This window comes from Novosphingobium sp. GW835-FHT14H07 (genome assembly GCF_058793515.1).
In genome coordinates, this window is record NZ_JBXAFX010000005.1 from 46,155 (window position 1) to 70,307 (window position 24,153).

At 64.5% G+C, this 24,153-nt stretch carries 28 protein-coding genes; 15 read left to right on the plus strand and 13 right to left on the minus strand.

What is annotated here, in order from left to right; translation table 11 throughout:
• Window positions 1-152 precede the first annotated feature (152 nt).
• From bioD to AC1Q5P_RS06505, 6 genes are all read right to left on the minus strand, one after another.
• Window positions 153-773 carry a dethiobiotin synthase gene (gene bioD, locus AC1Q5P_RS06480; protein WP_039333627.1) on the minus strand — a complete coding sequence of 207 codons (621 nt, stop codon included), beginning with the start codon at window positions 771-773 and terminating at the stop codon, window positions 153-155.
• Window positions 770-1,918 carry an 8-amino-7-oxononanoate synthase gene (locus AC1Q5P_RS06485; RefSeq protein ID WP_492518506.1) on the minus strand — a complete coding sequence of 383 codons (1,149 nt, stop codon included), beginning with the start codon at window positions 1,916-1,918 and terminating at the stop codon, window positions 770-772. Before AC1Q5P_RS06485 ends, bioD begins: the two co-directional genes overlap by 4 nt.
• Window positions 1,918-2,985, minus strand: coding sequence for a biotin synthase BioB (gene bioB, locus AC1Q5P_RS06490; protein ID WP_174544602.1), 1,068 nt, complete (start codon window positions 2,983-2,985; stop codon window positions 1,918-1,920). The genes AC1Q5P_RS06485 and bioB overlap by 1 nt, the downstream gene beginning before the upstream one ends.
• A 133-nt stretch (window positions 2,986-3,118) precedes the next feature.
• Window positions 3,119-4,789 (minus strand): GGDEF domain-containing protein, encoded by a 1,671-nt coding sequence (locus AC1Q5P_RS06495; RefSeq protein WP_492518507.1) that lies wholly within the window; start codon window positions 4,787-4,789, stop codon window positions 3,119-3,121.
• Window positions 4,790-4,937: 148 nt separating this feature from the next.
• Window positions 4,938-7,352, minus strand: a complete 2,415-nt coding sequence (locus AC1Q5P_RS06500) for an FtsK/SpoIIIE family DNA translocase (RefSeq protein WP_039333621.1) — start codon at window positions 7,350-7,352, stop codon at window positions 4,938-4,940.
• A 95-nt stretch (window positions 7,353-7,447) separates the two neighbouring features.
• Window positions 7,448-7,981 carry a thiamine phosphate synthase gene (locus AC1Q5P_RS06505; protein WP_492518508.1) on the minus strand — a complete coding sequence of 178 codons (534 nt, stop codon included), beginning with the start codon at window positions 7,979-7,981 and terminating at the stop codon, window positions 7,448-7,450.
• A gap of 22 nt (window positions 7,982-8,003) precedes the next feature.
• On the opposite strand from AC1Q5P_RS06505, the gene AC1Q5P_RS06510 reads away from it, so the two are divergent.
• Both AC1Q5P_RS06510 and AC1Q5P_RS06515 read left to right on the plus strand, forming a co-directional pair.
• Window positions 8,004-8,669 (plus strand): YggS family pyridoxal phosphate-dependent enzyme, encoded by a 666-nt coding sequence (locus AC1Q5P_RS06510; RefSeq protein ID WP_039333619.1) that lies wholly within the window; start codon window positions 8,004-8,006, stop codon window positions 8,667-8,669.
• Between the two features lie 115 nt (window positions 8,670-8,784).
• On the plus strand, window positions 8,785-10,086 hold the full coding sequence (locus tag AC1Q5P_RS06515) for a sensor domain-containing diguanylate cyclase (RefSeq protein WP_492518509.1): 1,302 nt from the start codon (window positions 8,785-8,787) through the stop codon (window positions 10,084-10,086).
• 51 nt (window positions 10,087-10,137) lie between these two features.
• On the opposite strand, the gene AC1Q5P_RS06520 is transcribed toward AC1Q5P_RS06515, so the two are convergent.
• Both AC1Q5P_RS06520 and pyk read right to left on the minus strand, forming a co-directional pair.
• Window positions 10,138-12,441 carry a TonB-dependent receptor gene (locus AC1Q5P_RS06520; protein ID WP_492518510.1) on the minus strand — a complete coding sequence of 768 codons (2,304 nt, stop codon included), beginning with the start codon at window positions 12,439-12,441 and terminating at the stop codon, window positions 10,138-10,140.
• 113 nt (window positions 12,442-12,554) lie between these two features.
• Window positions 12,555-14,051 (minus strand): pyruvate kinase, encoded by a 1,497-nt coding sequence (gene pyk / locus AC1Q5P_RS06525; protein WP_052242250.1) that lies wholly within the window; start codon window positions 14,049-14,051, stop codon window positions 12,555-12,557.
• 28 nt (window positions 14,052-14,079) lie between these two features.
• Here pyk and AC1Q5P_RS06530 point away from each other — a divergent pair, with 28 nt between their 5' ends.
• From AC1Q5P_RS06530 to AC1Q5P_RS06540, 3 genes are all read left to right on the plus strand, one after another.
• Window positions 14,080-14,388 carry a DUF1244 domain-containing protein gene (locus tag AC1Q5P_RS06530; RefSeq protein WP_370584326.1) on the plus strand — a complete coding sequence of 103 codons (309 nt, stop codon included), beginning with the start codon at window positions 14,080-14,082 and terminating at the stop codon, window positions 14,386-14,388.
• A 201-nt stretch (window positions 14,389-14,589) separates the two neighbouring features.
• Window positions 14,590-14,841, plus strand: a complete 252-nt coding sequence (locus tag AC1Q5P_RS06535) for a DUF2312 domain-containing protein (RefSeq protein ID WP_039333612.1) — start codon at window positions 14,590-14,592, stop codon at window positions 14,839-14,841.
• Between the two features lie 76 nt (window positions 14,842-14,917).
• Window positions 14,918-15,778, plus strand: a complete 861-nt coding sequence (locus AC1Q5P_RS06540) for an SDR family oxidoreductase (protein ID WP_492518511.1) — start codon at window positions 14,918-14,920, stop codon at window positions 15,776-15,778.
• Here AC1Q5P_RS06540 and AC1Q5P_RS06545 read toward each other — a convergent pair.
• Window positions 15,775-16,464 carry a CPBP family glutamic-type intramembrane protease gene (locus AC1Q5P_RS06545; RefSeq protein WP_492518512.1) on the minus strand — a complete coding sequence of 230 codons (690 nt, stop codon included), beginning with the start codon at window positions 16,462-16,464 and terminating at the stop codon, window positions 15,775-15,777. The two genes, AC1Q5P_RS06540 and AC1Q5P_RS06545, sit on opposite strands and share 4 nt — an antisense overlap.
• Window positions 16,465-16,571: 107 nt before the next feature.
• On the opposite strand from AC1Q5P_RS06545, the gene AC1Q5P_RS06550 reads away from it, so the two are divergent.
• The 9 genes from AC1Q5P_RS06550 (at window position 16,572) to ruvB (ending at window position 21,808) form a co-directional block, all read left to right on the plus strand.
• Window positions 16,572-17,336, plus strand: a complete 765-nt coding sequence (locus AC1Q5P_RS06550; protein ID WP_039333607.1) for a YebC/PmpR family DNA-binding transcriptional regulator — start codon at window positions 16,572-16,574, stop codon at window positions 17,334-17,336.
• Entirely contained in the window at window positions 17,336-17,899 is a 564-nt protein-coding gene (locus AC1Q5P_RS06555) for a hypothetical protein (protein WP_039333604.1), read from the plus strand. The genes AC1Q5P_RS06550 and AC1Q5P_RS06555 overlap by 1 nt, the downstream gene beginning before the upstream one ends.
• Window positions 17,900-17,902: 3 nt before the next feature.
• On the plus strand, window positions 17,903-18,253 hold the full coding sequence (locus AC1Q5P_RS06560) for a DUF3147 family protein (RefSeq protein WP_492476981.1): 351 nt from the start codon (window positions 17,903-17,905) through the stop codon (window positions 18,251-18,253).
• 1 nt (window position 18,254) lies between these two features.
• The gene (gene ruvC / locus AC1Q5P_RS06565) at window positions 18,255-18,731 is read left to right on the plus strand and encodes a crossover junction endodeoxyribonuclease RuvC (RefSeq protein WP_039333600.1); all 477 of its coding nucleotides are present in this window, start codon (window positions 18,255-18,257) and stop codon (window positions 18,729-18,731) included.
• Between the two features lie 36 nt (window positions 18,732-18,767).
• Window positions 18,768-19,277: a nucleoside deaminase gene (locus AC1Q5P_RS06570; RefSeq protein WP_492476982.1), complete on the plus strand. Its 510-nt coding sequence runs from the start codon at window positions 18,768-18,770 to the stop codon at window positions 19,275-19,277.
• Between the two features lie 161 nt (window positions 19,278-19,438).
• On the plus strand, window positions 19,439-20,056 hold the full coding sequence (gene ruvA, locus AC1Q5P_RS06575) for a Holliday junction branch migration protein RuvA (RefSeq protein WP_492518513.1): 618 nt from the start codon (window positions 19,439-19,441) through the stop codon (window positions 20,054-20,056).
• Between the two features lie 189 nt (window positions 20,057-20,245).
• Window positions 20,246-20,494, plus strand: coding sequence for a ribbon-helix-helix domain-containing protein (locus AC1Q5P_RS06580; protein WP_492518514.1), 249 nt, complete (start codon window positions 20,246-20,248; stop codon window positions 20,492-20,494).
• Window positions 20,487-20,783, plus strand: coding sequence for a type II toxin-antitoxin system RelE/ParE family toxin (locus AC1Q5P_RS06585; protein WP_492518515.1), 297 nt, complete (start codon window positions 20,487-20,489; stop codon window positions 20,781-20,783). Before AC1Q5P_RS06580 ends, AC1Q5P_RS06585 begins: the two co-directional genes overlap by 8 nt.
• The gene (gene ruvB / locus AC1Q5P_RS06590) at window positions 20,780-21,808 is read left to right on the plus strand and encodes a Holliday junction branch migration DNA helicase RuvB (protein ID WP_039333591.1); all 1,029 of its coding nucleotides are present in this window, start codon (window positions 20,780-20,782) and stop codon (window positions 21,806-21,808) included. Before AC1Q5P_RS06585 ends, ruvB begins: the two co-directional genes overlap by 4 nt.
• A gap of 569 nt (window positions 21,809-22,377) precedes the next feature.
• Here ruvB and AC1Q5P_RS06595 read toward each other — a convergent pair.
• Complete coding sequence (locus AC1Q5P_RS06595; RefSeq protein WP_236727103.1) at window positions 22,378-23,007, minus strand: hypothetical protein; 630 nt, start codon at window positions 23,005-23,007, stop codon at window positions 22,378-22,380.
• Window positions 23,008-23,011: 4 nt separating this feature from the next.
• On the opposite strand from AC1Q5P_RS06595, the gene AC1Q5P_RS06600 reads away from it, so the two are divergent.
• Window positions 23,012-23,101, plus strand: coding sequence for a PEP-CTERM sorting domain-containing protein (locus AC1Q5P_RS06600; protein WP_230487715.1), 90 nt, complete (start codon window positions 23,012-23,014; stop codon window positions 23,099-23,101).
• A gap of 89 nt (window positions 23,102-23,190) precedes the next feature.
• Here the strand turns inward: AC1Q5P_RS06600 and AC1Q5P_RS06605 are convergent, their stop codons facing one another.
• The 3 genes from AC1Q5P_RS06605 to AC1Q5P_RS06615 form a co-directional block, all read right to left on the minus strand.
• The gene (locus AC1Q5P_RS06605) at window positions 23,191-23,373 is read right to left on the minus strand and encodes a hypothetical protein (protein WP_039333589.1); all 183 of its coding nucleotides are present in this window, start codon (window positions 23,371-23,373) and stop codon (window positions 23,191-23,193) included.
• A gap of 65 nt (window positions 23,374-23,438) precedes the next feature.
• Window positions 23,439-23,765, minus strand: a complete 327-nt coding sequence (locus AC1Q5P_RS06610; protein WP_492518516.1) for a DUF1294 domain-containing protein — start codon at window positions 23,763-23,765, stop codon at window positions 23,439-23,441.
• Window positions 23,737-24,018, minus strand: a complete 282-nt coding sequence (locus tag AC1Q5P_RS06615; RefSeq protein WP_492518517.1) for a hypothetical protein — start codon at window positions 24,016-24,018, stop codon at window positions 23,737-23,739. Before AC1Q5P_RS06615 ends, AC1Q5P_RS06610 begins: the two co-directional genes overlap by 29 nt.
• Between the last annotated feature and the right edge of the window lie 135 nt (window positions 24,019-24,153).

Here is a 24,153-nt window from a genome sequence, read left to right on the forward strand (position 1 = left end):
GCTCCCTGCGGCAACCCCTCCGGGGCGGGCCCCTTTTGGCCGATCGCTGCGTCTCTCGTCGGTCACTATGCGATGGCATGGCTCCCTCCTCGATCCTCGCGCTCGGCCAAAATCGGCTCCGTCACGGTGAGCCAGATTGGTCGGAAAGTGCTCTAGACGAAGTCGCCCACCCGGAAATTTTCGGCGAACGCGGCGGCGAGGCTCTCGCGATCGAGCCTGGCGAGCATCGGCAGGCGGCCAAGGCGCTTCACGTTGCCCATTGCGCAGATCGTCGCCTCGCTGTCCTCGTTACCCTCGCCGACGAACGCGACGCCGTGGATCGGGACGCCGCGCGAACGCAGAGCCTCGAAGGTCAGGAGCGAGTGGTTGATCGTGCCCAGCGCCGTCCGCGCCACGACGACGACCGGAAGGTTCCACCAGGCAAAAACATCGGCATAGGTGGTGCTGCGCGTGACAGGCACCAGCGCGCCCCCTGCCCCTTCGACGACCAGCGGCCGCACTGCGGGCAGCGCCAGTTGCGCCAGATCGATGACGACCCCGTCCAGCTCTGCGGCCCGATGGGGTGAACATGGCGTGTTCAAACGGTAGGCTTCCGGGAGAACCTGATCTGCAGGCACGCCCGAAAGACTGGCAACGTGGTCACGGTCCGCGCCGTCATCGAGCCCGGCCTGCACCGGCTTCCAGTAGTGCGCGTGCAACGCTCCGGTAAGCGCTGCGGAGAAGATCGTCTTGCCGATGCCGGTATCGGTGCCGGTCACGACAAAGGCGCTCATCGCAGTGCCTCTGAAAGAGCCATCCCCAGAGCGTCGACATCTTCGGAAGTGGCATTCAGGGTCAGCGAGATGCGCAAGCGGCTGGTGCCTTGCGGAACAGTGGGCGGACGGATGCCGCGCACGTCAAACCCCTTGGCCTGAAGCGAAGCGGCGACCGCCATGGTCCGTGCATCCTCGTGCAGGATCAGCGGCAGGATCTGCGATCCCGAAGGCAGCGCACCGTGCGGAGCAAGCACGCGCTCGGCATGGGCGACAAGGGCGCGCAGGGCTTCGCGGCGTTGCGGTTCGTCCGCCATGATCCGGACCGCCTCGCGCACGGCAGCGCAAACCAGCGGTGAAGGCGCGGTCGAGAAGATGAAGGGACGCCCGCGGTTGACCAGGAAATCACGCACGACCTTGGGGCCCAGGACAAGCGCGCCTTCGCAGCCCATCGCCTTGCCGCAGGTTCGCAGCACCACGGTGTCCGGCCGGCCATCGAGCGTTGCGGCGATGCCGCGCCCATCCGGACCGAACACGCCGGTGGCATGGGCCTCGTCGATCAGCATGATCGCATCGTGCCGTTCTGCCACCTGCGCCATCGCGGCCACGTCGGCCATGTCCCCGTCCATCGAATAGAGCGTCTCGAAGGCGAGCCAGATGCGGCCAGAATTGCCCTTGGCACGCCATTCCAGGGCGGCCTCATCGAAGCTTTGCGGATCGTTGTGCGCAGCACTGACCGCCGTGGCACGGGTCAGGCGCAGACCTTCGTGCATCGAGGCGTGGACCAGTTCGTCATGGACGATCAGGTCTCCGCGCTGTGGCAGGGTGGACAACAGCGCGACATTGGCGGCGTAGCCAGCCGAGAAAAACAACGCGGATTCGCTGCCGAAAAAGCGGGCTGCTTCTTCCTCCAGCAGTTCATGCTCGGGGTCATTACCACGCAACAGGCGCGATCCCCCGGAACCCAACGGAACCCCGCGCGCGATGGCTTCCTGCACCGCCGCCGCGAGCCGAGGCGACGAAGACATCGCAAGGTAATCGTTCGAGGCAAAGTCGATCCCGCGCCGGGGAGCAAGGCTGCGCAGGCGAGCCTTTTCCCCCAGCCCTGCAAGATCGGCGACATGTGCCGACCACAGCGAACCGGTGCGGGTGGTGCTGTCTGCCATCAGGCCGCGCAGCCTCCCGAGCAGCCTCCGACCGCCTTCATCGCACGCATCGGTTCCTCGCCTTCCATCGGCTTGAGGCCAAGGCGGGCGAACATGGCAGCATCGGCATCATCACCGGCGTTGGCGGCGGTGAGCAGCTTGTCACCGGTGAAGATCGAATTGGCACCGGCCATGAAGCACAGCGCCTGCGTGGCTTCGGACATGGATTCGCGGCCGGCCGACAGGCGCACCATCGACAGCGGCATGGTGATGCGCGCGACGGCAACGGTGCGGACGAACTCGATGTCATCAATCTTGGCGAGCGGCGTATCGGCCAGCATGTCGCCCAGCACGGTGCCCTTGATCGGCACCAGCGCGTTTACCGGCACGCTTTCCGGGTGCTGTTCGAGCGTGGCGAGAGCGTGGACGAAGCCAACGCGGTCGGCCCGCGTCTCACCCATGCCGACGATGCCGCCCGAGCAGACGTTGATCCCGGCATTGCGTACGTTGTCCAGCGTCTGCAGGCGATCGGCGAAAGTGCGGGTGGTGATGACTTCCTCGTAGCGTTCGGGCGAGGTGTCGATGTTGTGGTTGTAGTAGTCGAGACCTGCCTCGGCGAGTTGCGCGGCCTGGCCGGGCGTCAGCATGCCGAGCGTCATGCAGGTTTCCATGCCCATCTCGCGCACGCCCTTGATCATGGCGATGATGGCAGGCATGTCGCGGTCCTTGGGGTTGCGCCATGCCGCACCCATGCAGAAGCGCTTGGAGCCATTGTCCTTGGCCTGCGCGGCGGACTGCAGCACCTTCTGCACTTCCATCAGCTTGGTCGCCTCGACGCCGCTGTCGGCCTTCACCGATTGCGAGCAGTAGCCGCAATCCTCGGGGCAGCCGCCGGTCTTGATCGAGAGCAGCGTGCACAGCTGCACTTCGCCCGCCCGGTGGTGCTGGCGATGAACCTCTGCGGCGCGGAACACCAGCTCGGTGAAAGGTAGATCGAACAGCGCGGCGATCTCCTCGCGCGTCCAGTCGGTGCGAACGGAAGCCACCGAGGCAGTTGTTTCGCGCTGGCGGAGCAGGGTGTCTTGCACGGCGGGAGTCCTTCGCAGTCTTCGATTTCGCAGGCCCATAGCGCAAATCGATGCCGCATGCTCAAGTGAATTAGCGAAGCTGCAAACCGGCAATTTGCATTTCACGGAGCGAAACCGGTTTTGTCGGCTTTCTTCAGGCCACCGCGCGGCTTGCAGCGTCGAAACTGGTGACCTTTTCCCGCATGGTGCGATTGCGGCCGAGCCGCTTCGCTTCGTACAGCAGCTGATCGCAGCGAGCATAGAGCGCGGCGAAGTCTATCTGCAGATTTCCGCCGGTGTCGTGCTCTACCAAGCCCATGCTGGCCGTCACCAGGCAGTCGAGGCCGGGCACCTCGGCGGAAACGCGAACAGCTATGGCGCGGCGACAACGCTCGGCGCGGGCCGCAGCATCCTGACCGCGCAGAAGGAGCAGGAACTCCTCGCCGCCCATCCGGATCGCCTTGGTGTCGCGGTCGTCGAGCAAGGCACCGGCTGCCGAACGCAGCACCACGTCGCCCATCGCATGACCGTGCGTATCGTTGACGTTCTTGAAATGATCGAGATCGATGACGGCCATTGTGCGGAACCCCCCGGCAAACAGCTGGGTGAAACGCTCCTCGATCGTGCGGCGATTCCTGAGCCCGGTCAGGGGATCACGGTCGGCAACGCCTTCGAGTTCGAGGGCGCGGGCGGTCGCACGGTCCCGTTCCTGCCGGACCTCGACGAAACGATTTACGATTCCGAGGCCCGTGACCAGCACCTCGAAGGCCAGGGCAAGCTGGTATAGCTCGATGGCCTCGGTAGGATGGAGTCCTGGCAGAAGATAGGCCGAGATGCGCCAGGACCCGATCAGGAGAATGGGCGTCCAGGCAATGATCTGCAGACGGACCGATTGGCTGCCGCGGCGGTGTCCATCCCATAGCATGGCCGCCAGCACGACAATCGCCAAGCCGATCGAAAGGTGCATCGCAGGCGATGAATATGGCCTCATCCAATCGACGGGCATGCAGGCGACGAGACCGACGATGCCGATCGCAGGCGCCAATCGCCGCCCCAGCAACCGCAGGCGCGGCGCGAGCTTGTCGGCTTCGATGAAGCTGGCGGCGAACAGCAGCGCGGCTCCCGCCATGGCAGAAAAGGCGATGTTCGAAACCTGCCATTCCCACAGCGCGCCGACATCAAGGAAGATATGCAGGAAACCCGTGGCGAAGGCGGCCTGCACCAGCATGGCTGCGACCATGACCAGATGCCAGATCACGTAGCGTTCCGGCAGAACGGAATAGAACGCGGTGTTGATCAGCAGGGGCACAAGCAGCATCCCGCAGATCGCCGCCATCACGACGATCCGGGGCAAGGGCCAGCCGGTCCCTTCGGGAAAGGGATCAAGCCGCATTTCGCTCATGATGGTCTTGCCCCAGGGCTTCACGACCCTGACCGCCACGGCTTGCGCATCCGCGGTCACGCCGGTCACGGGAATCACCATGTAAGGCCCCGCAGCGAGGTGATGGACGTCTTCAGGCCAGAACGAGGACCAGCGGATATCTCCGCGCTGCCCGACAACGCCCACATCCACCCGCTCGAAGTTGCCAGTATGCGTGACGAGGCTCTGCGGAAGAACCCGGTTTTCTTCCTTGCCGAGATCGAAGCGGATCAGAACCTCTTCGGCCAGGGACCAGCCACTGTCGTCGCAGCGCCAGCGGGACGGCGCCGATGCGACTGCCTGCCAGGTTTCACCAATGCCGGCATCGGCGTGGCAGACCGAGCGAGGGCGAACGGGATCGGCATGCCCTTCAGCGGACCTCAGACCGACGAAGAGCACCAGCACCAAACACAGCCAGCGTCCGAACCCACCCAACATGAACTCAGTGCTAGCTCGTCAAACTTAGAAGCTCGTTAATCCCCTGAAAGAATTGCCCCGACATCCGTATTAAGTTCCGATGTCGGGATGTTCATGAGTTCGCGCGCAAGTGCGTTCAAAGGACGTTGCCGTCCTTGTCGCGGTAGATCTCGCGCCGACCGACGTGATTGGCAGGCCCAACGAGGCCATCGGCTTCCATACGCTCGATCCACTTCGACGCCGTGTTGTACCCCACGCCCATCTGGCGCTGGATCCAGCTGGCAGAGGCCTTCTGGCTTTCGAACACGAGCTGGCAGACCTGACGGTACTTGCGGTCTTCCGGATTGTCCGAAGCGCTGTCGATATCGTCGAAGCCGAAGCCGCCGTCTTCCGGCTCTTCCGTAACGGAATCAACGTATTCGGGGCTACCCTGTCCACGCCAGTGATCTGCCACCTTCTCGACTTCCTCGTCCGAAACGAACGGGCCGTGGACGCGCTTTATCGGGTCGGTGTTGGGCTTGTAGAGCATGTCGCCCTTGCCCAGCAGCTGCTCGGCGCCCTGCTCTCCAAGGATGGTGCGGCTGTCGATGCGGCTGGTAACGGCAAAGCTGATGCGGGTAGGCAGGTTGGCCTTGATCACGCCGGTGATGACGTCGACCGAGGGGCGCTGCGTGGCCATGATCAGGTGGATACCGGCTGCACGGCTCTTTTGCGAGAGACGCTGGATCAGGACTTCGATTTCCTTGCCGACCGTCACCATGAGGTCGGCGAGTTCGTCGACGATGACCACGATCTGCGGCAGCACCTCGTAATCGAGCTGCTGTTCCTCGAACAGTTCCTCGCCCGTGTCGGGATCGAAGCCGACCTGGATGCGTCGTCCGAGCGGCTTGCCCTTGGCCAGCGAGGCGCGAACCTTGTCATTGAAGCCCGAAATGTTGCGGACGCCGATCGAGGACATCTGGCGGTAGCGCCGCTCCATCTCCTCGACCGCCCACTTGAGCGCGCGGACAGCCTTGGCCGGCTCGGTCACCACCGGCGAGAGCAGGTGCGGAATGTCGTCGTAGGACTTGAGCTCCAGCACCTTGGGATCGACGAGGATCAGGCGGCACTGCGCCGGCGTCAGCCGGTAGAGCAGCGACAGCAGGATGCAGTTGAGACCGACCGACTTGCCCGAACCGGTCGTACCGGCCACGAGCAGGTGGGGCATCGTCGCAAGGTCGGCCACAATCGGCTCGCCGGCAATGTCCTTGCCCAGGATGATCGGCAGCAAGGCCTTGGAACTGGCGAACTTCTCGCAGGCGATCAATTCGCGGAAGGATACCATGTCGCGGATCGCGTTGGGCAGTTCGATGCCCATGACCGTGCGGCCCGGGATGGCCGAAACGCGCGCAGAGATCGCGCTCATGTTGCGGGCAATGTCGTCGGCAAGGCCGATCACGCGGCTGGCCTTGATCCCCGGCGCCGGCTCCAGCTCGTACATCGTCACGACCGGGCCGGTTCGCACCGCGGTGATCTCGCCCTTTACGTTGAAATCGTCGAGCACGTTCTCGAGCAGGCGGGCATTGCGTTCGAGTGCCAGCTTGTCGATTTTCTGGGTCGAACCTGCGGGCGCTTCGACCAGCAGCTCGATCGAGGGCAGCTCGTACTTGTCGAACAGATCCCCTTGCCGTGCCTTGGGCTGCACAGCCGCAGGCGCAGGCGTGCGAGTGGGATCGGTGATCTCGGTCGGCTTGCGCTGCGAGAGCGCCTCCTCGACGTCGATCGCGTCGGCAGCCGCGCGTGCCTCTTTCTCGCGGCGCTCCTTCTTTGGCGGACGGACAGTGGCCTCGTCCTCTTCGTCTCCCAACGCAACTTCGCGCGGCTGGCGGCGCAGGAACGACGGCAAGCTGAGCATTCCGGCCCAGTCGAATGCAAAGATCCGGCTGGCGATGGCAAGGCCTCCTGCAAGCGAGACAAGCCCAAGCGGAACCGTGAACCACAGCGCGGAGACCTGCGGCACCAATCCGGCGAGGCCGCTCACCGCGGCGGCTCCCAGCAGGCCCGAGAGCCCGCCTGGCCCGGCAGGCAGGCGGCTCGACGTGCTCGCCCCCCAGAGCGAGAGCGCAGTGCCGATCAGCGCCATGGCAACAAGCAACAGCAGCGTAGGCCGCCACCAGCTAGGGGGCGGCGCTGCGTCCTCGTCCTCGTCAAGATCGATGAGATCGCTTTCCGAATCCCACAGGCGCCGCGAAAACACCCACAGGAGCGGGAGCAGCAAACCGCCCGGCAACCCGAAGAACAGCAGCACACGCTCCGATGCCCATGCGCCGGCCAGGCCCATCCAGTTCTCGACCGGGCTTCCCGAAGCCGTGCTGCCGGAGGGATCGGTCTGCGTGTAACTCAACAGCGCGAGCGCGAGAAACACCATCGCCGCCGCGAGAATGCCGCCGCCCAGCAGTTCCAGACTGCGGCGCAGCGAGCGGCGCAGAACGGCGCGCCAGTCGGCTCCACGCAAGCCTCCTCGCGCGTTCGATCCGCGTGCCTGCGCGGTGGTTGCTGCCCGGCTTGCCATGAACTTGTGCCTATCCCTGCCCTTGAGCGCGCATCATGCGCCCGAAGGGGACTCACCGTCAAGAATCCCGACAGGAATTGCGACGAGTGAAGGGTTTAGGCGAGCCCGTCGATCGCCGCCCAGCCATGGACCGGCAGGTGCGCGGCACGGGCGCGGGTCATCCCGCCCAGTGCGATCACCGGCAGCGGCGAGAGCCGCGCCAGCATCAGGAAGCGGACCGGGCCGAGCACTTTCCCGCCCGGATGCGATCGCGTCGGGTAGACCGGCGAAAGCAGGATGGCATCGGCCCTGGCGCGTGCTGTTGCGGCTATTTCCTGCAGCGAATGGGCTGTCGCCAGACGCAGGCCGCTACCAGCTATGATCTCTCTCGCCCCGCCGTAGACACCATCGACATGCCACATCCGCGGCACGCGGGCGCCGATGACCATGACGCCACGGCGCCTCGCCAGTCTGGCCAGCGTCACGAAGCGGGTGCGGCGTGGCGCACGGTCGAGGTGGTAGTGGCGGAACACCAGCGCATCTCCGTGCCCGAGCCGCGCAATCGCGCGCTCCAGCCCGGCATCGTTGCGCGCATCGCTGAGCAGCACGCGCCGCGGCACCCTTTTCGCGATGGTCTGGCGCTTTCGCATCGTGGCGCTATAGCACCGCGCCATGGAACAGGCAGTCCCTTCATCGCCGCTCGAACAGGTCCATTCGCGCATCGCCACGGCCGCCCGCATCGCCGGGCGCAAGGCCGATGACGTCACTCTGATCGCGATCTCCAAGACCAAGCCCGCCGAGGCGATCCTCGATCTGATCGCGCAAGGCCAGCGCGTGTTCGGCGAAAACCGGGTGCAGGAATCGCAGGACAAGTGGCCCGCAATCCGTGCGGCCCATCCCGATGTCCAGCTTCACCTTGTCGGCCAGCTGCAGTCCAACAAGGCCGAAGATGCCATCGCCCTGTTCGACTGCATTCACTCGGTCGATCGCCCCAGCCTCGTGACGGCTCTGGCCAAGGCGCAGGACAAGCTTGGCCGCAAGGTGCCGTGCTTCATTCAGGTCAACATCGGCAACGAAGAGCAGAAGGGTGGCTGCGCCGTGGCGGAACTGCCCGCCCTGCTGACGCAAGCCTGCGAAGCCGGTCTGGAAGTGGTCGGCCTGATGTGCGTGCCCCCCGCCGGGATCGAAGCCGCGCCGTTCTTTGCCTTGCTCGACAAGCTGGCCGACGACAACGGCCTCAGCCGCCTGTCGATGGGCATGAGCGACGATTTCGAAACGGCGGTGCAACTGGGCGCGACACATGTTCGCATCGGGTCCGCTTTGTTCGGCAAGCGTTAAAGCGCTGAATGGTGTGGTTAATCCGGCGTTCCGTAAGAGTCTGGTCGTCCTACGCCCGGTGAATTAACCCCATCTTACAACGCCCCGCGGCATACCTTCATGATTGGAGGATCCCTTGGCCGCCGCAGATCGTGAATCGTCAGAGAAACGCCAGCTTCTTGATGACGAGGTAAGCCTTGAGAAAGTGCATATCTCGACTCTAGTCGCGCATGCGCTGGTGCTTTGTGCCGTGATCCTGCCGATGGTCGTGGCCGACAAGTACCACGACTTTCTCGCCATAGTTGCAGCCTGCTGCATGGTGGCTCTATTTGCACTTCAGCTGGTCCTGAAGCGGGCAGCCCAGTCTGTGCGCAACCGCAACATCACGAACTACGTTATCACCCGCGACTCTCGCGAGCAGATCCAGGAACTGTTCGCGATGACCGATATGCTCCAGGCCGCCGAGACCTATGAGGACGCTGGCGCCGTATTGATGGCCACAGCGCGCCGCTTGCTGCCCGGCTACGGCGCCGCACTGTTCGTGTTCAACAACTCGCGCGACCGGCTCGATCTCGCGCGGGCGTGGGACATGCCCGAGGGCTACAGCGTTCCCGAGATGCTCTCGCCCTCGAACTGCTGGGCGCTGAAGCGCGGCAAGCCGCACGTCAATTCGCCGGCAGTCGGAACCCTGTGCTGCGCGCACCATCCCTCGGAAATCGCCACCGTCGAAATGCCGATGATGGCCTGCGGACAGCTGCACGGCCTGCTGATCATCGCCCATCCTGACTCGGATGGCGCCTACGATCACATCATGGAAATCCGCCGCCTCGGCCGCGCCTTGGCGGACTCCATGTCGCTCGCCCTTTCCAACATTGCCCTGCGCGAGAAGCTGCGCACCCAGTCGCTGCGCGATCCGCTGACCGGGCTGTACAACCGCCGCTACATGGAAGACGCGCTGGAACGATTCGTGTCGCTCGGTTCGCGCACCGGGGCAAGCACTGCCGTGGTCATGCTCGATCTCGACAACTTCAAGAAACTGAACGACGAACATGGCCACGCCAAGGGCGATGCCGTCTTGCGCGATGTCGCGGCACAGATCGTCGGGTGCCTCAGGCCGACCGACGTGGTCTGCCGCTATGGCGGGGAGGAACTGGTCGCCATCCTGCCCGACTGCTCGCTCGAGGACGCGATGGACAAGGCCGAAATCCTGCGCCAGCGCATCGAATCGCTGAGCGCCAGCCACGAGTGCGCAATATCTGCCTCGCTCGGCATCGCGACCGTCCCCGAAACGGCAACATCGGCAACCGACATCGTGCCGATTGCCGACGCTGCGCTCTATGCTGCCAAGAAGGCTGGCAAGAACTGCGTGAGCTCTGCAGAAAAGCGCGCGGCACGCGAAGCGCCAAGGCTGGCAACAATCAAGTCACGCCAGAACTGAGCGCTGCGGAGCGGTACACCCCGCAGCGCCCTCTGCCTCAGAAGTCGGCGTTCAACTCCACGCCCAGCACGCGTCCGCGCACCAGCGGCGAGAACGTGCCGGCCTTGGGATTGTCGGCAAACGGCCGGTCGAAAGCGGGCCACCAAACACCGGGATCTGCGCCGCCGTACCCAGCTGCGTGTCCCCACCATGCTGGACCTGATCGAGCAGGTTGCGGCCATAGACCGTGAAGGTCAGCCCACCGGTCTTATAGCTGATCGAGGCGTCGAGGTTGTCGGACGAGGTGATCCAGCCAAAGTTGTTGTCGGTATAGGCAAACCGGTCGCGGTGCTGGAAGTTGGCGCGGGCGACGATGGCATTGCCTTCGCCCACCGGGAAATCACCCAGCACGCCAAAGCCATAGGTCCACTTCGGAGTGCGTGGCAGGTCGAGCGCCTTGTCCGCGTCGTTGACCACGCCGTCGCTCGAAATGTCGAACAGCACCTTGGTGTACTCGGCATCGATGTAGCCGAAGTTCGCGGTGAGCAGGAAGTTCTTGCCCACGGCAAAACGGCCTTCGCCTTCGATGCCGGTGATGCGGGCGTCGGCAGTGTTGAAGATGGACTGGGCAACACCCGCCGCAGACCCTTCGTTGACCTCACGCTGCATGTTGCCAACCTCTGTGCGGAAAGCCGCCAGGTTTAGCGTCAGCTTGCGATCCGGTGTCTGGAACTTGGTGCCCAGTTCGAAGCTGTCGACCTGCTCCTCGTCGAACGAAAGGCCGCGCGTTGCTGCCACTGCCTCGAAGGCGCGGGCATTGGTGATGCGGAAGTTGTACCCGCCCGAACGGAAGCCGCGCGTCCAGTTGCCGTAGACCTGCGCATCGCCGTTGAAGCGATACTGGAAGCCGAGCTTGGGGCTCCAGTTCTCCCACGTACGCTTGTCCTTGAAGCCGTTGTTCTCGTTCGGGATAAGCGGGTTGACCCCGGATGTCGGGCAAGTGCCGGCCACGACCGAACAATTGGAACGAGGCCGAATGTAGGTGACGGCGACGTCCTTGGTTTCCTTGGACCAGCGGATGCCTGCGGTCAGCGTCAGCTGGTCGGTCACATCGAAGTCGCCCGACGCAAACAGGCCGAGCACGTCGTGATCCTGGCGACCCCCGCCGATCTGGGTCAACGGGCTGATGAACGTGGGGAAGAAGCGCAGCTCGTCGTAGCGCAGGTCCTGCGTGAACCAGAAACCGCCTGCCGTGAAGTCCAGCGCACCGAAGCGGTTGTTGTAGCGGATTTCATCCGAATACTGGCGCTGCTTGAACAAGGAATTAGAGTGGAAGATGAATACCGGCTTGGAATCGATGTCGCCCCCGGTCGAGGCATCATAATCGCGGAAGCCGAAGATGTTGGTGATCTTGCCATCACCCACGTCGATTTCGGTCTTGTGCGTCGCAAACCAGGTGCGGTTCTTGTAAAAGCCGCCGTTATCGATCGCAAAGTCGAAGGTGTCGCGCTTGTAGAGGCCGTGGTTCTGGCCGGCGGGGCCATCGCCCTCGCTGTTGAAGTATTCGACCTTGGCAACCATGCGGATCGCCTCGGACGGTAGGAATTCCAGCGCACCGCGCAGGATCTGGGTCTGCGCCTTGCCGAAGTCCTTGCCATTGAACAGGTTCTTGAAATAGCCCTCGTCGTTGTTGACGTAACCGCCGACCTTGAAGTTCAGCACGTCCTTGATCAACGGACCGGACACCACGGCCTGCGCCGCGAAGTTACCCGATCCGCGCCCGGAATCGATCGGCCCTTCATAGAACACGCGGAAGTTGGCGCGCAGATCCGGCGTCGGATCGCCGGTGTTGATCAGGACCGCGCCCCCGGTGGTGTTGCGGCCATAGAGGATGCCCTGCGGCCCGCGCGCCACTTCGACCGAGCCCAGGTCGAACACGTCGAACACAAGCCCGTTGTTGACGCCGATGTATACCCCATCCACGAACACGCCGACGGTCGGGTCGATCGAAGGGATCGAGCTGTTCACGCCGAGCCCGCGGATCGAGAAGTTGGCGGTCCCGCGCGAGGTGCCGACCTGATCGAGCGAGACGTTCGGCGCGCTGTAGGTCAGCGTCTGGATATCGCGCACCTGCAGCGCCTGCAGGCTCTGGGCATTGAATGCGGTGATCGCAACCGGCACGTCCTGGACGTTCTCGACGTCCTTCTTCTTCGTGGCGGTGACGATGATGTCGGCGTTGAGCACGTCAATCGCCGACTGCTCCTGATCCTGCGCCGCGTCCTGACCATAGGCCACGCCCGCACCCGTGACGACGAGCGCAAGGGCGCTGAGCCCACGGCAAATTCCTTGCGAAACCCTGCTCTTTGTAACTGGCATTCACAGCTCCCGTTTATCTTGTGGAGCGAGAATGCCCGCTGCGCAGCGGCGTTCAACCTGTTTTCAAGTGCGCAATTAATTCTTACAAAGCGCGTGGCATATTTACATCAATGTCAGCCGTGTTGATCCAGTTCGTTGCCGGTAAGCGTGACGACGTGCAGCAGGTTGGTGGCCCCGGGCGTGCCGAAGGGAACGCCGGCCAGCGCGACAAGCCTTGAGCCGGCGGTGCCGAAGCCATGACGCAAGGCCATGCGCTTGCCCTTGGCGATCATCTCCTCGAAGCTGCCGATGTCCTTGGTGCTGACGGCGTGGGCACCCCACAGCAGGCCCACCTTGCGCGCGGTCTTCTGCGATGGCGTCAATACCAGCATCGGCACGCCAGGCCGTTCGCGGGCCACGCGCCGCGCGGTCGACCCCGACCCCGTGAAGACGATCACGCCTGCGATCGGCAGGGTGTTGGCGATGCTCGCCGCAGCCTGTGCCAGCGCGTCGGCCGTGGTCGGATCGGGCAGGGTCTCGATGAAGTGGACGCGCGCGCCATAGCCCGGATCGGCTTCGACCTGCGCAGCGATACGGTGCATGATCGTCACCGCCTCTTCCGGCCAGGCCCCTGCGGCGGTTTCGGCCGAGAGCATGACCGCGTCAGCCCCGTCATAGACCGCGTTGGCGACGTCGGACACTTCGGCGCGGGTCGGCGTCGGCGCCTCGATCATCGATTCGAGCATCTGCGTGGCGACGACCACCGGCTTGCCCTGGCGGCGCGCGCTTTCGACGATGCGCTTCTGCAGCGGCGGCACTTCTTCAGGATTCAACTCCACGCCAAGGTCGCCACGGGCAACCATGATGCCGTCGGAAAGCTCGATGATCTCTTCCAGACGCGAGATCGCGGCAGGCTTCTCGATCTTGGCCATCAGCGAACCGTAGCCGCCCATCAGGCGGCGCGCTTCGGCAACGTCCTCTGGACGCTGCACGAACGACAGGGCGATCCAGTCCGCACCATGCTCGACGGCAAACGAAAGGTCGCGGCGGTCCTTGTCGGTCAACGCCGGGACCGGCACCACGGCATCGGGCACATTGACCCCCTTGCGATCGGAGATGACCCCACCAACCTCGGCGGAACAGAGAATCTCGTTCTGGTCGGCCCGGATCACGCGCAAGCGCAGCTTGCCATCGTCGATCAGCAGGCGCTGGCCCTTCTGCAGGATGCCGAACAGTTCGGGATGCGGCAGTTGGACACGGGTCTCGTCACCCGGCTCGGGATTGCGATCAAGCGTGAAATGGCCCGAGTGGCGGATCACCGCACGGCCTTCCTTGAACTTGCCCACCCGCAGCTTCGGCCCCTGCAGATCGCACAGGATCGTGATGGGGCGATTCACCTTCTTCTCGAGCGCCCGGATATTGGCGATCGTTTCGGCATGGGTGGCGTGCTCGCCATGGCTCATGTTGACACGGAAGGCGTCAGCGCCTGCGCGAAAGAGCTTCTCGAGCATTTCCGGCTCGCGGCTGGCGGGTCCTACCGTGGCGAGGATCTTCACTTTACGTCCGCGAGGATCGAGCTTGGCCACAGCTTGGGTACTCCTTATGAATCTGCGGGATGCGCTATGGCCCATGCCATTTCAAAACCCAAGGAAGATTACCGTGGATACGAATGCAATCGATACGCTTCCCGATTCCGTAGCGGCCGCCGCCTTCCGCCGCCTGGTAAAGCACCTCCAGCACCGCCACGATGCCCAGAACATCGACCTGATGGGTCTTTCGGGCTTCTGCCGCAATTGCCTGGCGGACTGGATCATCGAAGGCGGCTTTGCGGGCGACAAGGCCGCCGCACGCGAAGTGATCCACGGACTCCCCGCAGCCGAATGGAAGGCCCGCTACCAGACCGAGGCAACGCCCGAGCAGCTCGCGCGGATGGAAGAAAGCCTCAAGAAGAACGCTGGGCATCCTTGATGTTGCGGCACCGGCCCGCTCCCCCGCCCGACTACCCATAGGGGTACCTTTGCCGGGTAGTCGGGCGGGGGAGCGGGCCGGTGCCGTCAACAAAAACGCCACTAATCCCCGGACTATCCACAGGCCCGGTTTTGCCCGAATCCTGTGGCGCGTCTATCAGCCGCGCCAATTGATTCACCCGCATACCCGGAGACTTTCCCGATGGTCGAATTCGACGATGCCAAGACAGCAGACGATCGCCTGCGCCTCCTGATCGAGCGCATCGAACGCCTCGAAGAGGAAAAGAAGGGCATCGGCGACGACATCAAGGACGTCTACAACGAAGCCAAGGCCACCGGCTATGACGCCAAGATCATGCGCCAGATCGTCCGCCTGCGGAAGATGAAGCCCGACGACCGCCGTGAGATGGAAGCCGTGCTCGAAACCTACAAGAACGCTCTCGGCATCGACTGATCGCGTTTCCCGGGCAGGAGCGGAACCACCACCCTGCCCGGCCATTGGCATCCTGTAGTTTCAGCAGGATAGCCCCATGACCCAGACCGCCACCGTCCGCCCGCCGATCCACGAAGACGGGCTCCCCGGCAGCGAGGCGAGCCTCGATCCCAAGCCCGAATGGCAGCCGCGCTATCCCGGTTCGGGGCGACTGAAGGGCAAGGTGGCGATCGTGACCGGGGCGGATAGCGGCATCGGCCGCGCCGTCGCCGTCCTCTTCGCACGCGAGAGCGCGAAAGTCGCCATCGCCTATCTCAATGAGAACGAGGACGCCGCCCGCACCCGCGAACTGTGCGAAGCCGAAGGCAGCGAAGCCCTGACCTTCTCAGGCGACCTCGGCGATCCGGAAGTGGCCCATGCCCTCGTCGATCTGGTCATCGGCGACTGGGGCCGCCTCGACGTCCTCGTCAACAACGCTGGCGAACAGCACCCCGACAAGGACATCCGCGACATCACCGCGGACCAGCTGCAACGCACTTTCCAGACCAACATCTTCTCGATGTTCTACCTCGTCCAGGCCGCGCGCGAGCACCTCAGGCCGGGCGCGGCCATCGTCAACTGCACTTCGATCACCAGCTACAAGGGTGAACCCGAACTGCTCGACTATTCAAGCACCAAGGGCGCCATCACCGCCTTCACCCGCGCCCTGTCGGAACAGCTCGTAAGCGAAGGCATCCGCGTCAATGCGGTCGCCCCCGGCCCGATCTGGACCCCGCTCAACCCTTGCGGCGGCGCGTCGGAGGAAAAGCTCGAACACTTCGGCGAGAACACACCGATGGGCCGCCCGGGCCAGCCCAACGAGGTGGCTCCCAGCTTTTTGTTCCTCGCCTGCGAGGACTCGTCCTACATGTCGGGCCAGGTGCTGCACCCCAATGGCGGCACGGTGGTCAACGGCTAACCCCAGCTCAGCGCCACCGCCAGCACGATGGCGTTCGATGCGATGTGGTTGAGCATCGAGGCCAGCAGGCCAAGCCTCACCCGCATGTGCGCGAACATCAAGCCTGACCAGAACTGCGGCAGCACCATCGGCACGGCAGCGAGCGTGATCGTCGGGTAATTGAAAAGGTGCATTACCGCGAAAAGCGCAGTGGTGCCGTAAAGCAGCAGGGCGAAGTGTCGGGCGAACCACGGTGGAACCCCCGTGTCTCGCCGTTTCCGCCACCAGGTCACCGCCGCAACAAGGACCGTGGCCAGCAATATTCCCCCACCCGCGAGCGGCTTGCCCCGGCCCAGCGCCACGAAAACGATCAGCCCGGCCAGGACCACGCCGATCAGGGCCAGCACGCGCCGCGTCCCGCTCATCCAGCCGCGAAAGAACAGTTCCTCCAGCACCGGCGCCAGAAGCACCGCTCCGCCCCACAGCGCCAGCGGCCCCATTCCTTCGAAGGCATTCGGTGGCGATAGCGCAAAGGCCTTCTGCCACAGCGCGATCAGCGGCATCACCACCAGCCCCAGCACCCCAATCTGGAATGCTGTCAGCACAAACCAGCGGGAAAGCGCTCCATCAGCGTTCAACCCGGAAGCCGCCATCGGCACGGGGCGGCGCAGGAAGGCGATCAGTTCGGCAAGGGTCGTGCGGATCATCGCTGCCTCATGCCTGCAATTGCGCCGATGCGCCACACCGATTGCCGGAACGCGCGGCGTCGGCTAGGGGCGATGCAGATTCCAAAACCTCGCAAGAAGCACGGACCATGGCAGGCCATTCCAAATTCAAGAACATCATGCACCGCAAGGGCGCGCAGGACAAAAAGCGCTCGGCGATGTTTTCCAAGCTCAGCCGCGAAATCACCGTGGCCGCCAAGATGGGCATGCCCGATCCGGACATGAACCCGCGCCTGCGCGCCGCGGTCAACGCGGCCAAGGCCCAGTCCATGCCCAAGGACAACATCGCCCGCGCGATCGACAAGGCGTCGAAGGGCGAAGGTGATAACTACGAGGAAGTGCGCTACGAAGGCTACGGCCCGGGCGGCGTCGCGATCATCGTCGAGGCGCTGACCGACAACCGCAACCGCACCGCCACCAACATCCGCACCGCTTTCTCGAAGAACGGCGGCAACCTTGGCGCATCGGGCGCGGTGAGCCACGGCTTCGAACGCCTCGGCCTGATCGAATACCCCGGCAAGGTCGGTGACGAGGAGAAGGTCCTCGAAGCCGCGATCGAAGCCGGTGCCGAAGACGTCGAATCCGACATGGGCGATGGTGACGAGAACCCCGGCAGCCACCAGATCTGGGTCGCGGTCGAATCGCTGCACGAAGTTGCGCGCGAACTCGAAAAGACCCTGGGCGAGGCCGAAGGCGTCAAGCTGGCATGGAAGCCGAGCATGAAGACCTCGGTCGATGCCGACAACGCCGCCACCCTGCTCAAGCTGATCGACGTCCTTGAGGACGACGACGACGTCCAGACCGTCTGGGGCAACTACGACATCCCCGACGACGTCATGGAAACGCTGGGCTGATGCCACGGGCAACGGCAGCGCTTCCAGTTGCCGTTGCACTCGCGGCGCTGCTCTCCACCGGCGGGTCGGTGGCGAAACCTGCCCGCCTCGGCGCGGCTCGTCCTGCAAGCCTGTGCGCAAACGACGAACGCGTGGTCTACACCTGCCGCTTCGGCGTGAAGCTTGGCAGCGTTTGCCTGGCACGCAACTCGCTGCACTATCGCTTCGGACCACACGGCCGTCCCGAATTGCACATTGCCAGCACGCCGGACTGGAGCAACATCCACACCGGCGGCAATCGCAGCCAGGGCGGCCTCAACCAGGACTACATCCGCTTCACCAACGGGATGACGCATTACGTCGTCCACGTCGATGAAACCGGCAGCCTCAACGAGAACCCCGGCAGGCAGTCCTCGGGAATAGAAGTGCTGCAAGGCTCCTCGGGCGAAAATGCGCTCGCCAGCCTCACCTGCAGGTCGCCAGCCTCGTTCGACGGGAGCGCCTATGACGACCTTGCCAAGGCAGCACCCAAGGACTGGGATGGCGCCGAAACGCCTGGCGGACCATTCGAGGTTATCTACTGAACCATGATGCCGCTCGCCATAAAGGCCGTGCTCTCCGGCCTGCTCATCGCGCTGATCTCGGAGATTGGCCGCAAGCTGCCCACTGTCGGCGCACTGGTCGCTTCCTTGCCGCTCGTCTCGGTGCTCGGCATGGTGTTCCTGTGGAACGCCCGGCCCGATGCGGAGAACATGGCGGTCCATGCGCAAGCAACCTTCTGGTACGTCCTGCCCTCGCTGCCGATGTTCCTCGTGATCCCCGCGCTGCTGCGCCACGGCGTACCGTTCTGGGTTGCTCTGGTCGCGGGCTGCGTGCTGACGGTGCTGCTCTATCTGGCCATGATGCAGATCGGCCCCCGCTTCGGACTCAAGCTGTAAGATGATAATCCTCGGTATCGACCCCGGCCTCACCGTCACCGGCTGGGGCGTCGTCGCTAAGTCGGGCAGCCGCCTCAGCCACGTCGCCAACGGCCAGATCCGCACCGACAACAAGGCCACCATGGCTTCACGTCTGGTCGAACTCGATTCCGCGCTTGCCGCCGTGATCGACATCTACAAGCCTGATAGCGGCGCGGTCGAGGAAGTCTTCGTCAACGTCAACCCGCAGTCCACCCTCAAGCTCGGGCAAGCGCGCGGCGTTGCCATGGTCGCGGTCGCACGGGCGGGAATCCCCGTGGCCGAGTATCCCACCAAGGTCATCAAGAAGGCGCTGGTCGGCACCGGCGGTGCGGAAAAGCAGCAGATCCAGCACATGCTCAAGATCCTGCTCCCCGGCGTCCAGCTTGCGGGCGAGGACGCCTCCGACGCCTTGGCCGTGGCGATAACCCACGCCAACATGCTCGGCAGCCATCGATAGGCCGGAACGACTGCCACGATCCGGCGTATGCACCGGATGGACGCACTGAACGACAGATTGAGCGACGAAGACTGGATGGCGCGCGCGCGCGATCTCGCCATCTCCCGCAAGGGCACCGATCCCGCCAACACCCCCATCGCCGCAATCATCGTGCGCGATGGGCAACTCCTCTCGCACGGCGTCAACCGCACGGCCGAACATTGCGACGCCACCGCCCATGCCGAAGTCATGGCGATCCGCGCTGCAGGCAAGTCCTCCGGCGAAATGCGATTTCCCGGTGCCACGCTCTATTCCACGCTCCAGCCCTGCGGCATGTGCACCATGGCCTCGATCTGGGCGGGGATCTCGCGCATCGTCTATGGCGCGGGGCGTGATGACGTCCACGAGATGTACTTCGAGGACCGCCATCTTTCTACCCTCGATTACGTGGCCGATGCCTGGAAGGACGACCTGACGCTGACCGGCGGCATCCTCGCCCACGACTGCGCCACGCTCTACTACCGCCCATGGGACGACGTGCCAGAGGACCAGCAAGCCAACGACTAGCGCCCCCTTCGCTAGGGGCTTAGGGCACCCCTTTCTTCTCCCCTCCCGCAGGCGGGAGGGGTTGGAGGTGGACATTTAGCGCCAACACCCGCCGCCACTCCACGCATTTGGCGCGGGTATCCTCTGGCCACGGCAAAAAGTTCCTGCCATAGGAACAAACCATGATCGCCAAGCTGACCGGCATTCTTGATGATACCGGGCCCGATTGGGCCGTGATCGACGTGAACGGCGTCGGCTATCTCGTGCAATGCTCGGCCAAGACGCTGACCCATCTCGGCATCCGGGGGGACAAGGTCGTCGTCCACACCGAAATGCAGGTGAGCGAAACCGACCAGCGCCTGATTGGCTTCACCAGCGCCGGCGAACGCGCCTGGTTCCGCCTGCTCACCGCGGTGCAGGGCGTCGGCAGCAAGGTGGCACTGGCCATCCTCTCGGCCCTGTCGATCGAAGAACTCCAGCGTGCCTGTGCCCATGGCGACAGCGCCATGGTCGCCCGCGCCAACGGCGTCGGCCCAAAGCTCGCCAGTCGCATCGTCAACGAGCTGAAGGACAAGGCCGGCGGCCTCGCAGGCTACGCTTCGCCAGTTGGCATGGCCAGCGGCGAGGTCTTCGCCCCACCCCCCGGCAACGCCAGCGCCGACGCCGTCTCCGCCCTGCAGAACCTCGGCTTCAAGCCCGCCGTGGCAAGCAGCGCCGTCGCCGCTGCGGTCAAGGAACTGGGCGAGGATGCGGGGCTGAACGATCTGGTGCGCGTGGCGCTGAAGAGGGCCGCGGGGTGAAGCGCATTCTGATCATCGGCGCAATCGTGAGCGCGTTGGCGCTGGTATGGCACTTTGGCAGTTCCGAGTTCGCCATCGACTCTTGTCTGGATAGCGGCGGAGCCTGGGATTATGCTTCGCAGAACTGCCAGCGCTCATGACGCGGCTCCTGGCTTTGCCATCCCACCCCCGACCCGGTATGATCCAGCCATGACCGACCTCAGCTTTTCCATCCCCTCGTCTCTCGAAAGCCGCGTCCAGCAGCGGATAGCCGATGGCGGTTATGCCGATGCCGGAGCCTATCTGCGCGATTTGATCCAGCGCGATCTCGATGAGGCGGCGGACACGGCGTGGGTCCGCCAGATGATCGAAGAGGGAGAAGCTTCGGGGTACATCGAGCGTGATGCGCGCGAAGTGCTGCGGGAAATCGCCGAAGAGCGCCGCGCCCGGCGTGCCTAGGATTGTTCTGAGCAGGGCCGCCCGCCGTGACCTGGTCGAAATCTTCGAGTATGGCGAAGCAGAGTTCGGTGCGGCTGCGGCAGATGCTTATAGCGATGCAATCGAGGAACGCTTCGACCGCCTTGTCGATCATCCGCTGATTGGCGAGGCAAAGGACAGCTGGGGCGAAGGCGTTCGCCAATTGCCCTGCAACCGGCATCGCATCATCTACCGCGTCCTTGGCAATACCGTGCGGATCATTCGCATCCTGCATCACTCCCGCGATGTTCAGAAGCACCTCCAGGCATGACTGATAACCCCCTCCTTTCCGCCGCCTCGCAGATCGAGGACCAGGACGCCGCGCTGCGGCCCAAGACGCTGGCCGAATTCGTCGGGCAGGCGGCTGCCAAAGACAATCTGCAGGTCTTCATCGAAAGCGCCAAGATGCGGCGCGAGGCGATGGATCACGTGCTGTTCTTCGGCCCGCCGGGCCTCGGCAAGACGACGCTGGCGCAGATCATCGCGCGCGAACTCGGCGTCAATTTCCGCGCCACCTCCGGCCCGGTCATCGCCAAGGCAGGCGATCTGGCGGCGCTGCTGACCAATCTCGAACATGGCGACGTCCTGTTCATCGACGAGATCCACCGCTTAAACCCCGTGGTCGAGGAAGTGCTCTATCCGGCAATGGAGGACCGCGCGCTTGATCTGATGATCGGCGAAGGCCCTTCGGCCCGCTCGGTGCGGATCGACCTGCCGCCCTTTACCCTGATCGGCGCGACGACGCGGCAGGGCCTGCTGCAGACCCCCTTGCGCGACCGCTTCGGCATCCCGGTGCGCCTGCAGTTCTACTCGGTCGAGGAACTGGAGCGCGTCGTGGCGCGCGGGGCCAGCCTCATGGGCATCGGCATCGACAAGGGCGGCGCCACCGAAATCGCCCGCCGCTCGCGCGGCACCCCCCGCGTCGCCGGCCGCCTGCTGCGCCGTGTCCGCGACTTCGCGCAGGTGGCAGGCGCGGACAAGATCACGCAATCCATTGCCGACAACGCGCTGACCCGGCTCGAGGTCGACAAGATCGGCCTCGACCTGCAGGACCGCCGCTACCTGACGATGATCGCCGACATCTACAAGGGCGGGCCGGTCGGCGTCGAGACGCTCGCCGCCGGCCTGTCCGAGCCGCGCGACACGATCGAGGAAGTGATCGAACCCTATCTGATCCAGCTCGGCATGATCGCGCGCACGGCGCGGGGGCGCTGCCTCAACGACCGGGGATGGCAGCACCTTGGCCTCACTCCGCCGACCGGCTCGACACCCTCGCTTTTCGACCAGGCAGACTAGCGCCCGAGTCTGCCCTCCACGCGCGAAAGTTGCAGGAGAGTTAGGGGTGAGTTGTGGGGGAGTTGCCGTAGAGTTGGATTCAAAGCTTCATCCTCGCAGGCCATTCGGTCCCATTCTGGCACAGAGTTAACCGTCCCCCCGCTCCGGTCCCGTTTTCGGGCAGATTCAAGGCTGACAACACGGTTAACGCCATTGCCCCCGCGCGCCCCATCTGCGTTCTTCGATCGGTAAGGAAGGGTCAGCAGAGCATTAACCCGCGTCTGGTAGCCCCTTCCGCAAAGATACGAAACGGAAGCAACGATCATGTCGGTTCGGATGGCATTGGCAAAACTGGCGGCGGCTGCAGCGGGCGGGGCGATGCTCGGCGGCGGCGCCGTGCACGTTTCGGAAGCGCCCTCGAAGGGCGAGATCCACCACGTCAAGCCCGTGAAGGTCAAGACGACCAAGCCCGCCAAGCGGATCGCGAAGCGCCCGGCCAAGCGCGAAATCCACCGCGCCCGCCGGATCGTGACGACGACCACCACCAAGACTTGCGAGCCCGCGCCGCAGATGGCGATGGCGCCGGTTCCCTACATGCCACCGATGCCGCCGCAGCCGACCGGATCGAGCGGCGGCGGGGTGCCGGTGGTGATCGGCGGGGGCGGCATTGGCGGCTTCGGCGGCGGCTTCTTTGGCGGGTTCTTCGGCGGCAGCAGCGGCGGCGGTGGCAGCGTAGTCGTCTCGTCGACCAGCACCGGTTCCACCTCCACCTCGGGCGGCTCCACTTCATCGTCAACGTCGGGGGGATCGACCTCGACCAGTTCGGGCGGCATCACCAGTTCAACCACCACCGGCGGCGTCTCGACTTCGACCGGTGGCGTTTCCACCTCGACCTCGACGTCGTCTGGCAATGTCAGCACGTCGAGCGGATCGGTCAGCACCAGCTCCGGCAACGTCAGCACCAGCAGCGGCAACGTTTCCACCTCGAGCGGGAACGTCAGCACCTCGTCGGGCAACGTGAGCACCAGTTCGTCAACCTCGACGTCCTCGGGCAACGTCACCTCGAGCTCGTCAACCTCGTCGTCCACGTCCAGTTCGACTTCAAGCTCCACGTCCTCGTCGACGTCTTCCTCGACCTCGTCGTCAACCTCGTCCTCGACGTCCTCGTCCAGTTCGAACGGCGGCACCACGACGACGACCTCGTCGACCAGCAGCGGCACCGAAGTGCCCGAGCCTTCGATGGTGATCCTGTTCGGCGCGGCTGCCGCGGGCCTGGTCGCCCGCCGTCGCTACGGCAAGCCGAAGAAGGCCTGAGGCACACTATTCGGCCCGCGTCAGCGGGTTACGGGAAGGGCGGCGTCCGGGGGGAAGCCGCCCTTTTTCCTGTGCGCTATTCGCGTAGGCTAATCGCAGCCGCCATCACCGCAATCGCCGCTTCCGGCGTCGGTCGCCCACCACATGCCGCCCGAGCTGTCGCCGGATTTCCGGCGCCGTTCCGGCGTATCTGCCTGCGGCTTGAGCGCAATAAGCGCCAGCCCCAGCACGAGCACCACGATTGCGACAAACCCCCAGAACAGTGCCGGCATAGCTCGATCCTCTCTCCCGATCGGAGAGTGCGCGCTTCGACCGGCGCCGTCAAACGGCGATTGCCTCAAACCTGAAGGATGCCGGCAGCATGCCAGCCCATCGCCCCGCCGATCGCCATGATCTGCAGGAAGGCAATCGTCTTGAGCCGGCTGACGAAAGGCTGCTTGCGCGTCTTGTGCCGGAACACCCGCCGCGCCAGGAACGCGCCGGGCGTACCGCCAAGGAATGCCCCCATCAGCAGGCTTGCTTCGGACGTACGCCAGAACCCGCGCAGCGCCGCGCGCTTGTCGAACCAGAAGGCTGTGAACATCTGCAGGTTGACGAGCAGGAGCCAGCCAGCGGCGATCTTGAGCAGCGGCAGATCAGCCAGCGCTTCCGGCATCGAATCCATCGTGAGCCTTGGCCATGATGTCCATGAAGTTGCGCGCCGCATCACGGTCCTCAGCGTGCTTGAACGCCACGTCGAGATCGGGCGCGCTGCCAAGCATGTGCAGCAGCGACCACAGCCCGAAGCGGCGCGCGCGATCCTTTTCCAGGCCGAAATCGACGAGCATCTTCTCGATACCCGCCTCCATCGCGGCAGGGGTGATGGCGGCAAAGTCATCGCTGCCGAAATAGCGGCGGAGCTGGTCGTCGAGTTCCATAGGGTGCGGTTAGGGGAGTGGCGTTGGGGGTGCAAGCGCGGTGCTGCGGTCCGGCTGACGGCGGATGCCCACCCCCAGCCCCTCCCGCTTGCGGGAGGGGGGAGAAAGTGATCCAAATCCTGCTCCCATCCCGCA